Raw genomic sequence first — 12,981 nt, forward strand, 5'->3', positions numbered from 1 at the left:
GGCGCTCGCTGGAATGAAAAAAGGGGCCGAAGCCCCTAATTTCAATGACTTACAGACGTCAGTGGAAGTCTGTAGATCGTAAATTGGAGCGGGAGACGAGTCTCGAACTCGCGACCTCAACCTTGGCAAGGTTGCGCTCTACCAACTGAGCTACTCCCGCGTATCTGGTGTTTTGCTTAAGCTTTTGCTTAAGCTTTTGCTTATGCTGCTATGCCGCAAAAATTACGCGCGGCCACCAAAGACAAAAATTATATCATCGTTTTTTAAGTCTTGCCATAGGTAGGCCATACTAGGCCAAGGGCCGGGCTTTCGGGACGGGGGCGGCGAGTATAGAGTAGGCACGTATTTTCACGCATTGCGCCGTGGCGCCTGGCGCCGCGGCCCGCTATACGATGGTCTTGAACCCTGTTGTTTCCGTTCCTGTCGCCGCGCTGGTGTATGGCAAGTCGTCGCGCGGCGCCGACGCCTTGCTGGCCGATTTTGCCCGCGATCAGCTGGCGCGGGGCCGGCGGCTGCATGGCCTGCTGCAGCACGAAATTACACCGACCGATGGCGGCCGCCCGCAGCGCCGCTTAAGCGATTTGCGCTCGGGGCGCCTGTACCGGCTGTCGCAAGACCTGGGGTCCGGCTCGCAAGCCTGCAGCCTGGATGCCGGCGCATTGGCAGTTGCCAGCGAGGTGCTGCGCGAGGCCCTGGATGCCCACGCCGAGCTGGTTATCGTCAACCGCTATGGCGCCATCGAGGCTGCCGGCGGAGGCTTCGCCCAGGAGATGCTGGCCTTGATGAGCAACGGTATCCCGCTGCTTACCGTAGTGTCCGCGACGCTGCTGCCCGAGTGGCGCCGCTTCACGGGCCAGGCCGGCCTGGAATTGCCGGTGGCCCGCGCGCCCCTGCAGGCCTGGTTCGAGCAAGTGGCTGTGCCTCGCCAGGCCGCGCGCACAGGGGGCGCTTCCGCATGACATTGGCAGACATTGATTTCGCTCAACGATATCGCCAGCACCTGGCGGCGGCGCGCGGCCAACCCAAGCCGCCGCAAGTCTGGGACCAGCGCGCAGGCGAACTGGGGCAGCGCGCCCCCCACAGCCGCTATGCCGACGATTTCATTGCCCACATGCGGCTGGACGGCGCGCGCACCTTGCTCGACGTCGGCTGCGGCGCTGGCGCGCTGGCGTTGCCGCTGGCGGCTCGGCTGGAACGGGTAGTGGCGCTGGATTACAGCCGGGGCATGCTCGAGGCGCTGTCGCGCAATGCGCAGGCGCAAGGGCTGGACAATATCCAGCCTGTGTTGCGCGCCTGGGAAGATGACTGGTCCGATGTGCCGGCCTGCGACATCGTGGTGGCGTCAAGATCCACCGTGGTCGAAGACATGGCCGGCGCCCTGGCCAAGCTGCATGCCAAGGCGCGCCTGCGCGTCTACCTGACGCACCTGGCGGGCGGCCATTTCATCGATCCGGCGATCCAGCAGGTGGTGGGCCGCACGCGGCCCGCCATGCCCGACTACATTTACCTTATCAACATTCTGCACGGCATGGGCATCCAGCCCTCGCTCGACTACATCAGCGTGCCCAGCCAGCTCGCGGCCGCGTCCGGCTTTGACGACTACGCGCGCCGGGTGGCCCGCTCGATGGGCGGACTGGACGACGATGAACACGCGCGCCTGCGCGCCTGGTACGAACGCGCCTCGCCGCAAGAGCGCGCCGGCGCGCCGTTGCGCTGGGCATTGATCCACTGGCAGAAAGACGGCGCCTAGCCTGCGGGAGCCGGCCCGTCAGCCGTCCAGCGACACGCCTTCGCGTTGCAGTACGCCCTGCACCGCGGGGCGCTGCGCCAGGCTGGCGCTGGCGGCGCTCCAGGCGGGGCAGTCGGCGCGCATGTCCAGCCCGATGCGGTTGCCCCAGCGGTACAGCACCAACAGGAACGGATCCACTACCGAATAGCCACTGGCCAATGCATGCGGGCGGCCGTCGGCGAACTGCTGTTCGATGGCGGCATAGGCATCGATGACGGTGCGCCGCCCCTGGGCGCGGATGCCATCGTAGTGGTCGGCGTTGCCGCTGAAGCGTTCCGGACGCCAGATGGCGCCGTAGCCGGCGCTGTGCACCCAACCCGACAGCCAGGCCAGCCACTCCAGGCAGCGCGCGGTCTGCACCGGGTCGTCGGCCGGCAGCAGGCCCGCCTGCGGGTGCTGTTGCGCCACGTGCACCAGGATCGCCGGCAGCTCCGTCAGCACCCGCGCCTGGCCGGGAATGCCGAGCGCCGGCACGCGCGCCTTGGGGTTGATGGCCAGGTACTCTGGCCGGTAATGCGCGCGCGTCGACAGGTCGACCAGCCGCAGCGTATAGGCGGCCTTCGCTTCCTGCAGGGCGATATGCGCGGCCATCGAGCACGCGCCGGGAGAGTAATAGAGTTGGTAGTCCATGACGGCGCAGTGTGCGGGCAGCGCGCCAGCGCGGCAAACCAAGATTTGTATGGGCTGGGCATTAGTGATATTAATGAGTGCACCATGGCAGCTGGCCGACACCTTCCTCCCTTGCAGACCCTGCGCGCCTTTGAGGCCGCGGTGCGGCTGCGCAGCTTTACGCGCGCGGCCGACGAACTGGCGTTGACGCAGGGCGCGGTCAGCCAGCACATCCGGCGGCTCGAGTCCGCGCTGGGCGTTTCATTGTTCGATCGCGAGCACCAGGGCGTGGCGCCCACGGCCCGCGCGCAGGCGCTGGCGCTGCAAGCCCGGCAGGGCCTGGCGCTGCTCGAACGCGCTTTCGGCAGCCCCGAAACCCGTCCGCGGGTGAGCGCTGCCGCGCCGCCCGTGCGGCTGGGGCTGAGCGTGCTGCCCGCTTTCGCGCAGCGGTGGCTGGCGCCGCGCGTGCCGGGCTTGCGGGCCAGCCACGCCGGCATCGAACTCGACGTGCGGCCCAGCGCGGCGCTGGCCCGGCTGGATGGCCGCGACGGCATCGACCTGGCGGTACGCTACGGGCCGGGCGCGTGGCCGGGCCTCAAGAGCGAACGGCTGATGGATGAGGAAGTGTTTCCCGTTGCCAGCCCGGCCTACCGGCGCGGCCGGCGGTTGCGCACGCCGCACGACCTGGCGCGCTGCACCTTGCTGCGGTACGCGTGGCAGCCGTGGGAACCGTGGTTCCAGGCGGCCGGCCTGGATCTGGTCGAGCCGGCGCATGGACCGTGCTACGACGACGTCGACGCGCTGTTGGAAGCCGCCGCCTCGGGCGCCGGCGTGGCGCTCGCGCGGCGTTCGCTGGTAGCGCCCGACCTGGCGGCGGGCCGGCTGGTGCGCCTGTGGGACATCGGCATTGCCGATGTGCATGCCTACTACCTGGTATGGCGGGCCGACAGCGGCAAGCTGCCGGCTATTGCCGCCGTGCGCCGCTGGCTGCGCCGCGAGGCCGCGCGCGGCTGAGGCGGCCGGCTGTCAGCGCGCGCCCGCCGGCTGGACCTGCTGCGCGGTCTGGCCAAACAGGATTTTCTTGCCGGCTTCGGTCACGGCGGGGCGATGCGTGTACGGGTCGCCCTGCGCATAGGCGCGCACCGTGGCGGGGCGCTCGCGCACCGCGTCGAACCAGCGCCGCAGGTTGGGGAAGTCGTCCAGGTTCTGCTGCTGCTTTTTCCACGGCACGATCCACGGATACGAGGCCATGTCGGCGATGGTGTAGTCGTCGCCCGCAATGAATGGCCGCTGCGCCAGGCGGCGATCCAGCACGCCGTACAGCCGGTTGGTTTCTTTCACGTAGCGGTCGATGGCGTAGGGCAGCGGCTCGGGCGCATACTGCCCAAAATGGTGGTTCTGGCCGGCCATCGGCCCCAGGCCGCCCACTTGCCAGAATAGCCATTCCAGCACGGTTTTGCGGCCGCGCGCGTCGGCCGGCAGGAACCGCCCGGTTTTCTCGGCCAGGTACAGCAGGATGGCGCCCGACTCGAATACCGTCACCGGCTCGCCGCCATCGGCGGGCGCGGTGTCGATGATGGCGGGCATGCGGTTGTTGGGCGAAAACGCCAGGAACTCAGGCTTGAACTGGTCTCCGGCGCTAATGTCCACGGGATGGATGCGATACGGCAGCTCAGCTTCTTCCAGGAACAGGGTGATTTTGTGTCCGTTGGGCGTGGGCCAGTAATACAACTCGATCATGGCTTTTCCTTGGTGAAAGGGCGTGCGCTTATTTTAGATCGATCGTTTTAAAATAGCCAGCACGCAGCGCGGCTTGCGGGACTGTGCGCGAAACGTCCCGCGGAGGTGCTCGCGTCGTCAGCCGTCGGCGCCGATTTCGCGGCGGATCAGGTCGGCGATGCTGCGCTGCCGGCTCGCCGGCATGCGATCGAGAATGCAGGAAACACTGACCGCCAGACGGGGGTAGCCCGAGCGGTCGCGCAGCGCCACGCCTACGCCCAGCACGCCCGGCACCGCCGCGTTGCCCACCGCGGCCCAGCCGCGATTGCGGGTTGCCTCGACCAGCAGCCGCATGCGCGCCACGGTCATCTGCCCATACGATCGCAGCGCCTCTCGGTTCTGCTGCATCAGGGCATCGGCCTCGTCGGCGGGCAGGGCGGCCAGCAGCGCCAGGCCCGCCGCGCCCACGCCCAGCGGCTGGCGATGCCCGATAGTTACGGCCAGCACCTGCACCGGGTAGCCGCCGATTTCCCGGTGCAGGCACAGTGAGTCGGAGCCAACCCGGCAGATCAGAAAAGAAGAATCGCCAGTGTGGTCGCTGATGCGGCGCATGGCGGGCGCCAGTTGCGCCACGGACAAGGCCTGCTCATCCACCAGGTGACTCCCGGTCAAGGCGGCCCGATAGCGCCCGGTCTGCGGGTCGCGCACGGCATAGCCTTCTTCGGCCAGGACGGAGATATAGCGGTACACGCTGGTGCGTTGCATTGCCAGCGCGCGCGCTATGCCGGCGACATCGAGGCCTTCCGGGGCGCGGCGCAACGCCGCCAGGATATGCAGCCCGCGCCGCAGGGTGCTGGCGCCGGGCGGGCCTTTCTCGGTGGTGTTCATTATTTAGACACGTTGCCTTTCTAGGTTGGCGTACAGCACCGATGATATCTCCGACGCGACGTGAGCGTGCGTCCAAATAATGAACAAATGATAGGAGACTCTCATGCATTCTGTTATGCGACGTTTTGTTCGGCCCGCGGCGCTGCTGCTCGCCGGCCTGGGCCTGATTCCGGCGGCCGGGGCGGCCGACAACTATCCCCAACGGCCGGTGACCCTGGTGGTGGGCTATGCGGCCGGCGGCGCGACGGACATCGTGGCGCGCCTGATCGCCAAATCGCTGTCCGATTCGCTGGGTCAGGCGGTAGTCGTCGAGAACCGCACGGGCGCCAACAGCAACATCGGCGCCGAAGTCGTTGCGCGCTCCAAGGCCGACGGCTACACCCTGTACATCGGTTCGATCGCAAACACCATCAACCGCACTCTGTACGAAAAACTCAACTACGACTTCAAGAAAGACTTCACGCCTGTGGCGCTGCTGGCCACTATCCCGAACATCCTGGTGGTCCATCCCAAGCTGCCGATCCATTCGGTGCAAGAGTACGTGGCTTACGCCAAGAGCCACCCCGGCAAGCTGACCTGCGCCTCGTCGGGCAGCGGTTCGTCCATTCACCTGTCGTGCGAGATATTCAAGATGACCACCGGCACCGACATCCTGCATGTGCCGTATCGCGGCAGCGGCCCGGCGGTGGCCGATCTGCTGGGCGGGCAGGTGGATTCGATGTTCGACAACCTGCCGTCGTCGCTGCCGCATGTGCAGGCGGGCAAGCTGCGCGCGCTGGGCGTCACGTCGCTCGAGCGGGCGCCGTTCGCTCCCGATGTTCCCACGCTGGCGGAATCGGGTTTGCCTGGCTTCTCGGTGCAATCCTGGTTCGCGGTGATGGCGCCGGCCGGCACGCCCGAGCCCATCGTCGCCAAGCTGAACCAAGCCATCAACCAGGGCCTGGCCGGCGACGCGCTGACCCAGGCCTACAAGGCGGCCGGCTTCGTCCTGCCCGCCACGCCGAACACGCCCGCCACCTTGCAGCGCTTGATCGATAGCGAAATCGACAAATGGGGCAAGGTCGTCACCCAGGCCGGGCTCAAGGTGCAATAGCAGAACTCCAGGAGCCGTTCGTGTATCCCATTGATTTTTTCCACCGGGCCGCCGCCCGTTTCCGCGACCGCGTCGCGCTGGACACGCCCGAGGGCGCTTGGACCTACGGCCGGCTGCACGGCGAGGTGCAGGCGCTGGCGGCCGCCCTGCAGGCGCTCGACCCGCAGCCGCAAAGCCGGGTGGCGATCTGCGCCGGCAACACCGCGCAGCATGTGGTGGCGCTGCTGGCCGTGATCGCATCGGGCAAGATATGGGTGCCGTTGAACTACCGCAGCACGGCGCCGGAAATCGGCCGCATCCTCGATGCGACCGAGCCCGGCATCGTCATCACCGACCACACCGGCGACGCGCTGGTGGATGCCGGGCGGGCGGCGCACGTCCGCCTGGACGGTGACGCCGGCGGGCACACGCTGGCCGGCCTGCTGCAAGCCTATGCGGGACGCGAGCCGGCGCGCTGCGAGCCGGGCGTCGACGCCGTGCAGGCGATCAAGTTCACCGGCGGCACGACCGGCCTGCCCAAGGGGGTAATGCAGCCCTACCGGGCCTGGACCGCCGTCATCATCAACCAGATCAATGCGTGGCGGCTTACCAGCGAAGACCGCTATGTGGTCGCCGCGCCCGTCACGCATGGCACCTCCACCTACCTGTTGCCGGTGCTGGCGCAGGGCGGCGCCCATGTGTTCCTGGAGGAATCGTCGCCGGCCACCATCACGGCGGCGTTCCGCGAACGCGGCGGCACGCTGGCTTTCATGCCGCCCACGCTGATCTACATGATCATGGCGCAACCCGGCGTGTCGCGCGCCGATTTTCCACGCCTGCGCAACCTGATCTACGGCGGCGCGCCCATGCCTGTAGAAAAGTTCGAGCAGGTGCGCGCGTTCTTCGGCCCGGTGGTGGGAGCCACGTACGGCCAGACCGAATCTCCGCAGATCGTCACGGCCATTACCGCGGCCGAGCTGGACGAGCCCGCGAACCTGGGGTCGGTGGGCAGCGCCACCTGGTTCTCTGAGTTTGCCATCATGGACCGCGAAGGCCGCATTCTGCCGCCGGGGCAGGCGGGCGAAGTAGTGGTGCGCGGCGACCTGGTCATGGCCGGTTACGGGCGCCTGCCCGAGAAAACCGCGGAAACTATCGTCGACGGTTGGCTGCACACCGGCGACGTGGGCGTGGTGGACGACCGCGGCTACCTGACCATCAAAGACCGCCTGCGCGACGTCATCATTACCGGCGGCTTCAACGTATACCCCATCGATGTCGAGAACGCCCTGGCCCAGCATCCCGCCGTGTACGAATGCGCGGTGTTCGGCGTTCCCGACGACAAATGGGGCGAGGCGGTGCAGGCCGCCGTGCAGTTCCGCAGCGGCGCGTCCGCCGCGCCTCAGGAGCTGATGAAGTTCGTGCGCGACCGGCTAGGCCCCGTGCATACGCCCAAGAACGTACACGTTTTCGAGAGCCTGCCACGTTCGTCGGTGGGCAAGGTGCTGAAGAACGCTGTCCGGGATTCCGTCATCAAGGAGATTGCATGAACCGCCCCGTTACCCGCCTGTGCGCCCATCACCTGGAGGGAATGTCGTATCGCGATGCCGACTTGGTTGAAGACCTTATCGGCAAGAAGACCTTCGCCGAGGTGATGTTCTCGCAGATTATCGGCCGCGACGCGCGCCCGGTCGACCTGCGCGTGGTCGATGCCGTATTGATCACCCTGATGGAGCACGGCCTGACGCCCAGCGCCATCGCCACCCGCGTGGTGTACATGAGCGCTCCCGAGAACCTGCAAGGCGCGGTGGCCGCGGGCCTGATGGCCGTGGGCAGCAGCTTCGTGGGCACCATGGAAAACTGCTCGTTGCTGCTCGACCGCATTCTCAAGGCCTACGACGCGCAGGCCGAGGCGCGCGCCATCGTGCAGTCCCATCGCGACGGCAAGAAACCGTTGCCGGGGTTCGGGCACCACCTGCACAAGCCCGACGACCCGCGCTCGCTCAAGTTGCTGGCGCTGGCGCGCGCCGAGCCCGATCTGCCAGGCAAATGGCTGGACGCCCTGGAACTGCTGGCCCGCACTGTCGACGAGGTGTATGGACGGCACATCACCATCAACGCCACTGGCGCGGTGGCGGCGCTGCTGGGTGAAATCGGCATTCCTACCAAGCTGATGCGCGGCTTCGCGGTCATATCGCGCGCCGCGGGCCTGGTGTCTCACGTTGCCGAAGAGCAGCAATGTCCTTCCGGCCGCTTCATCTGGGAAACCATCGACCGCGAGATTCCTTATGTGGGCGCGGGCAAGTCGGCCCATCGCCACCCGGAGGGCTGACCATGGCCGCCTCTCGTCCCACCGCCGCGCAGCCGCCCGTTGCGCTGGTTACCGGCGGCAGCGCCGGCATTGGCCGCGCCATCGTCGAGCGGCTGCTGCAGGATGGCTACGAAGTCGTCAATTTCGACCTGAAGGCGCCGGCCGGGTGCCTGGCGGGCGAAACGCATGTCGCGGTCGACCTGTGCAACGCCGACGCCACGCGCCAGGCCGTGGCCGCGCTGGCGGGCGAGCGCGACGTCCTGTACCTGGTCAACAACGCCGGCACGGTGCGTCCGGCATTGCTCGACCAGGCTTCGCCGGACGACCTGGCGTTCGTCATGGCGTTGAACATCCAGGCACCCATGCTGCTGATGCAGGGGTTGCTGCCGTCCATGCGCCGCCGGCAGTTCGGGCGCGTGGTCAATATTTCCAGCCGAGCGGCGCTGGGCAAGACCGAGCGCACCGTGTATGCGGCCAGCAAGGCCGGCCTGCTGGGCATGACGCGCACCTGGGCCTTGGAAACGGCGGGCGACGGCATCACCGTCAATGCCGTCGGGCCGGGGCCGATCGCCACCGAGCTGTTCGAACGGGTCAATCCGCCGGGTGCGCCGCAAACGGAGAAAATCCGCGCCAGCATCCCGGTGCGGCGCATGGGCACGCCGGCCGACATCGCGCATGCGGTGGCGTCGCTATTGGACGATCGGGCCGGCTTCATCACCGGCCAGGTGCTGTATGTATGCGGCGGCATGACGGTGGGCCTGGGAGCCGCGGCATGAGCAACGATCTTGCGCAGTTGCAGGCCTTGTTGCCTGCCGCCAGCGCCCGGCTGGCCGGCAAGGTGGCGCTGGTATCGGGAGGCGGGTCCAGCGGTCCCGGCTGGAGCATCGGCAAGGCCAGCTGCGCCACGCTGGCGCGCCATGGCGCGGTAGTGTGCGTGCTGGACGCCAGCCTCGAGGCAGCGCAGGACGCGCTGGCCGCCGTGCAGGCCCTGGGCGGCCAGGGCCTGGCGCTGCAGGCCGACGTGGCCGACGCCGTAGCCATGGAGCGGGCCGTGCAGGCTGTCATGGACCGCTACGGCAGGCTCGACATCCTGCAGGCCAATGCCGGCATCGGCAAAGTGGGCGGCCCCGAAGACACCGCGCTGGCCGACTGGGAACGCATCCAGAAAGTGAACGTCGACAGCCTGCTCATCGCCAGCCGCCTGGTCTTGCCCATCATGAGCCAGCAGGGCGGCGGCGCCATCGTGACAGTGTCGTCGGTGGCCGGCCTGCGCTACCTGGGTTATCCGCACCTTGCTTACAACGTCACCAAGGCGGCGGTCATCCACTTCGCGCGCATGATCGCCCAGCAGTACGCCGGGCAGGGTATTCGCGCCAACACCGTGGTGCCTGGCCTGATCGATACGCCGCGAGTGCGCAACACGGTGGCGCGCATGTTCTCGGCCGACGATTTTGAGCAGGCCCGCGCCGCGCGCGACAGACAGGTTCCCATGGGGCGCATGGGAACCCCCTGGGAAGTCGCCAACGCCGTCGCCTTCCTGGCCTCGGACGAGGCGTCCTATATCACCGGCACCGAACTGGTGGTCGACGGCGGACTGATCGGCAAATACGCCTGAGCCGCCAATCCGGGCGGCGCCCTCAGTGTTTACCGATGCCCTGCCATCTCAGATAGGCCGAGCGGGTCCCGGCAGACACTGAATCCAGGACTTTCCGATGATCGACCTGATGCCGCAGTACCAGCCGCGCATCGGCCACGGCACGGGACTTGCAGAACCAATGGCAGCTATGCTGCAGCAGATATAACTCTGCCGAGAGATGGTACGCGCGTGTTCGTGCGTCCCAACCCTCTTCGTTGTCCACCACATGGCGCAGGCCGTTGGCGTGGATATGCAGCAGCTCTCGAAAATCCCGTGTCATGGCAGGAAGAAAGCGCTCGATGTACGGCACGCAGAACGAGAGCCTGCCCACCCTGGTGGCCAACGGGTTTTCTTTTTGCATGGAATCGGCAAGCGACCGTGCCTGCGCCGCCACGGCGCGTTCGGTCTGGGCGTAGGTCTGCAGCACCTGTAGCTGGCGTGCTTCGGTTTCTTCGTGGATGGCCCGGGTGTAGCCCTGCGTGAGCGTTTCCATGTGGCGCTCAAGCTGCAAACCGCCTAAATGGCGCCCCAGCAAGGCAATGCGCGCGCGCTGGTACTGCGCGCGCAATAGTTGCCACGCCACGACAATCATCAGCAGGGTTAAAGCAATATCCATTACCCGCATTCCCTTGTTGCCCAACCGCCCAGGCTGGCACACAAAAAAAAGCCCGGACTTCGGTTTGGCGAAGTCCGGGCTTTTTTGAATCTGGAGCGGGAAACGGGACTAGAACCTTGTCCGTAACTCTTTGATTAGAAAAGAGTTTTCGTTTTTCCCGCAACAGGAATGGACATGATTATGGACTTATTCTTTCGCGATGGCAAGTGTTATGCCAAATTTTTTTCCACCCTAGGCTGCTGACGTCCATCAACATCTGGGGCTCGCATGACCTCTGCCCCCTAGTCCTCACGATCGTACCGGAACAGACCGTTCGCGCTACGCTCATATAACCAGACCCGGCTTTGTACAAGCCAGGCAGAACGACAGCCCTCTTCGCCTCATGGGCGACGCTGCGGATCGCAGCGCAGGGCTCGTACGAAGCACTCTGTCTGCACGAGCTATTTCTGATCGCGAACACCACATCAGTGTTCGGCCGGCGGTCGGCACACGAACCTGCGCCACCTGGCAACTGTGGTCAACTGTCGTACCTTCGTGAGGCAGGCCGATTCGTTGGTCCTATGCGCAGGCATGAGGAACAGTCGGGCGTCAATGATGGAAGCATCCAACATGGGAAACCTTCTCAGCATGGTGGCTTTTCCGGTTCGTTTTCAAGCTCGAATTGCAGCGTTCTGTCCGCTGTCGGAGAACCATTCCAACAACAAAAGGAAGACACACCATGAGGATACGCCACCTGCACTATTTCTTAATCGTCGCCGAAGAGCAGAGCTTTGCTCGCGCCGCAGCCAGGGTCCATATCGAACCCTCGCCACTGTCCCGAGCCATCCAGGAGCTGGAGAACCAGCTTGGCGTCAGGCTTCTCCACCGCGCCAAGGGGCGGATACGGTTGACCTGGCCAGGCGAGGTGTTCCGGGAAGAAGCACGACGCATGCTTTCTTTCATGGACAATGCGAAGTCTCGCGTTCACGCAGCCTCGCAGGGCTACCGCGGTCGGCTGCGTATCGGCCTTGCCGATAGTCTTGCTCAGCCACGGCTCACGCAATTGCTCGCACGCTGCAGAGAGGAGGAACCTCGCACCGAAGTTCGGATCTCCGAAATGACGGTCAACGAAATGCTTCAGGCTCTCCGCCATGATCAGATCGATGTCGGCTTCACGGTAGACGGCGAAGCGACCGATGGATACGTCAAGGAGATGGTCTGGGCCGAGCGCCCCGCGATCGCCATCCCCACCCACCATCCGTTGCTTGCCTTCGACAAGATCCCTCTGGCCGAAGCTCTCCGCTATCCACTGATCCTTTGCCATCCGGAGCGGTGCGCGGGCGGCCATAATGTCATTCGTCGCTGGTTCAATGATGGCGCATTGCCCTCACCCTCAGTTGCCGAGTATGTTTCAGGGCATGAGCCGATGATAATGCTCGTCGCCGCAGGCTATGGCATTGGGATCGGCCTAGAGTCGCAGATCGCGCTCTACAGTCATCCCGATGTCATCATCAGGCAGGTCGTGGACGAGGTTCCCAATACAGCGACGTTCATTGTGGTGCCAGAGAAGCCGGCCTCCATAGAGCTGGAGCACTTCATAAAGCGAGCGCAGGAAATCGGCAAAACATCGGCCGGCTGATGCTCATGTCGGCACCATAACGCATGGCATCGTCACTGGCGCCATGCTTTTTTGTCGGCTCAACGACAAAAAAAGTCGCTCTCGCCCACAGCAACGGGCGGGTCATCTTGCTGCTCGATGACATGAGCCGAGCGTTTCTGGCGACCGCGGCATAGCAGCCACATGTCAATGCCTTTCAGCAAAATTCGTCGGACATTTTTGGTCGTCCGAACGACGAAAACCGACACCACCTGTCTGCACATTGAATAGGCAGAGAGGTATCGGCTGTTCCTGCACTTTATCAAGTCGGCTGAATTCCGAATATTGGCATTTCCAAGGATCGAGTTGACAGCGATGAGTTCTGAAACAGCACCAGGTTAATTGCAACCCATGAATGCGGTGGTCAGCACGATCCTATTGATTGATGTGTTCTGACGGTGACGCTCTTCTAATGCGGTTCAGACCCAAGAAGATCCACCGAGCATCAAGGAGTGACCATCATGTTTCAACAGAACCCCGCTCCGGCACCGGAGCGGCGCATACTGCGCCGTGCAGAAGTTGAGGCAAAGACGGGCTTCAAACGCGCCCACATCTACAGCCTCATGAAAGAGGGCAAGTTTCCCAAGGCCATGCGACTTGGCGTTCGCGCTGTGGGCTGGGACTCTGCCGAGATCGACCAATGGATCACCGACCGCCTTAAAGAGCGCGTCTGACCCTGCTCCCCATTTCCTTCACGAAGAGGAGCAC

General features: G+C 65.2%; 14 protein-coding genes and 1 tRNA gene. 10 read left to right on the top strand and 5 right to left on the bottom strand.

Annotated elements, in window-relative coordinates; all coding sequences use genetic code 11:
* Positions 1–84: 84 nt before the first annotated feature.
* Positions 85–160 (bottom strand) — tRNA-Gly (locus BPET_RS06445).
* Positions 161–362: 202 nt separating this feature from the next.
* Here BPET_RS06445 and BPET_RS06450 point away from each other — a divergent pair.
* Positions 363–959, top strand: a complete 597-nt coding sequence (locus BPET_RS06450) for a DUF2478 domain-containing protein (RefSeq protein ID WP_231852663.1) — start codon at positions 363–365, stop codon at positions 957–959.
* Entirely contained in the window at positions 956–1,750 is a 795-nt protein-coding gene (locus BPET_RS06455; RefSeq protein ID WP_012248266.1) for a methyltransferase domain-containing protein, read from the top strand. Before BPET_RS06450 ends, BPET_RS06455 begins: the two co-directional genes overlap by 4 nt.
* Before the next feature lie 18 nt (positions 1,751–1,768).
* Here BPET_RS06455 and BPET_RS06460 read toward each other — a convergent pair whose 3' ends face one another.
* Positions 1,769–2,419: a glutathione S-transferase family protein gene (locus BPET_RS06460; protein WP_012248267.1), complete on the bottom strand. Its 651-nt coding sequence runs from the start codon at positions 2,417–2,419 to the stop codon at positions 1,769–1,771.
* A gap of 84 nt (positions 2,420–2,503) precedes the next feature.
* Here BPET_RS06460 and BPET_RS06465 point away from each other — a divergent pair, with 84 nt between their 5' ends.
* On the top strand, positions 2,504–3,412 hold the full coding sequence (locus BPET_RS06465) for a LysR substrate-binding domain-containing protein (RefSeq protein ID WP_012248268.1): 909 nt from the start codon (positions 2,504–2,506) through the stop codon (positions 3,410–3,412).
* 12 nt (positions 3,413–3,424) lie between these two features.
* On the opposite strand, the gene BPET_RS06470 is transcribed toward BPET_RS06465, so the two are convergent.
* Both BPET_RS06470 and BPET_RS06475 read right to left on the bottom strand, forming a co-directional pair.
* On the bottom strand, positions 3,425–4,138 hold the full coding sequence (locus tag BPET_RS06470; protein ID WP_012248269.1) for a glutathione binding-like protein: 714 nt from the start codon (positions 4,136–4,138) through the stop codon (positions 3,425–3,427).
* Between the two features lie 117 nt (positions 4,139–4,255).
* A complete protein-coding gene (locus tag BPET_RS06475) occupies positions 4,256–5,005 on the bottom strand; it encodes an IclR family transcriptional regulator (RefSeq protein WP_012248270.1) in 750 nt (249 codons plus the stop codon).
* 103 nt (positions 5,006–5,108) lie between these two features.
* Here BPET_RS06475 and BPET_RS06480 point away from each other — a divergent pair, with 103 nt between their 5' ends.
* The 5 genes from BPET_RS06480 to BPET_RS06500 are packed head-to-tail and all read left to right on the top strand — an operon-like array spanning position 5,109 to position 10,000.
* Positions 5,109–6,098: a Bug family tripartite tricarboxylate transporter substrate binding protein gene (locus BPET_RS06480; protein ID WP_012248271.1), complete on the top strand. Its 990-nt coding sequence runs from the start codon at positions 5,109–5,111 to the stop codon at positions 6,096–6,098.
* A gap of 20 nt (positions 6,099–6,118) precedes the next feature.
* A complete protein-coding gene (locus BPET_RS06485; RefSeq protein WP_012248272.1) occupies positions 6,119–7,624 on the top strand; it encodes a class I adenylate-forming enzyme family protein in 1,506 nt (501 codons plus the stop codon).
* Positions 7,621–8,406 carry a citryl-CoA lyase gene (locus BPET_RS06490; protein WP_012248273.1) on the top strand — a complete coding sequence of 262 codons (786 nt, stop codon included), beginning with the start codon at positions 7,621–7,623 and terminating at the stop codon, positions 8,404–8,406. The genes BPET_RS06485 and BPET_RS06490 overlap by 4 nt, the downstream gene beginning before the upstream one ends.
* 2 nt (positions 8,407–8,408) lie before the next feature.
* A complete protein-coding gene (locus BPET_RS06495; protein WP_012248274.1) occupies positions 8,409–9,161 on the top strand; it encodes an SDR family NAD(P)-dependent oxidoreductase in 753 nt (250 codons plus the stop codon).
* Entirely contained in the window at positions 9,158–10,000 is an 843-nt protein-coding gene (locus tag BPET_RS06500) for an SDR family NAD(P)-dependent oxidoreductase (protein WP_050978214.1), read from the top strand. Before BPET_RS06495 ends, BPET_RS06500 begins: the two co-directional genes overlap by 4 nt.
* Before the next feature lie 22 nt (positions 10,001–10,022).
* On the opposite strand, the gene BPET_RS06505 is transcribed toward BPET_RS06500, so the two are convergent.
* Positions 10,023–10,637, bottom strand: a complete 615-nt coding sequence (locus BPET_RS06505) for a hypothetical protein (RefSeq protein WP_012248276.1) — start codon at positions 10,635–10,637, stop codon at positions 10,023–10,025.
* Positions 10,638–11,355: 718 nt separating this feature from the next.
* Here BPET_RS06505 and BPET_RS06510 point away from each other — a divergent pair.
* A complete protein-coding gene (locus tag BPET_RS06510) occupies positions 11,356–12,255 on the top strand; it encodes a LysR family transcriptional regulator (RefSeq protein ID WP_012248277.1) in 900 nt (299 codons plus the stop codon).
* 479 nt (positions 12,256–12,734) lie between these two features.
* Entirely contained in the window at positions 12,735–12,947 is a 213-nt protein-coding gene (locus tag BPET_RS06515) for an AlpA family transcriptional regulator (RefSeq protein WP_012248278.1), read from the top strand.
* Positions 12,948–12,981 lie beyond the last annotated feature (34 nt).

The sequence above is a fragment of the Bordetella petrii genome (genome assembly GCF_000067205.1).
Classification (GTDB): Bacteria; Pseudomonadota; Gammaproteobacteria; order Burkholderiales; family Burkholderiaceae_B; genus Bordetella_A; species Bordetella_A petrii.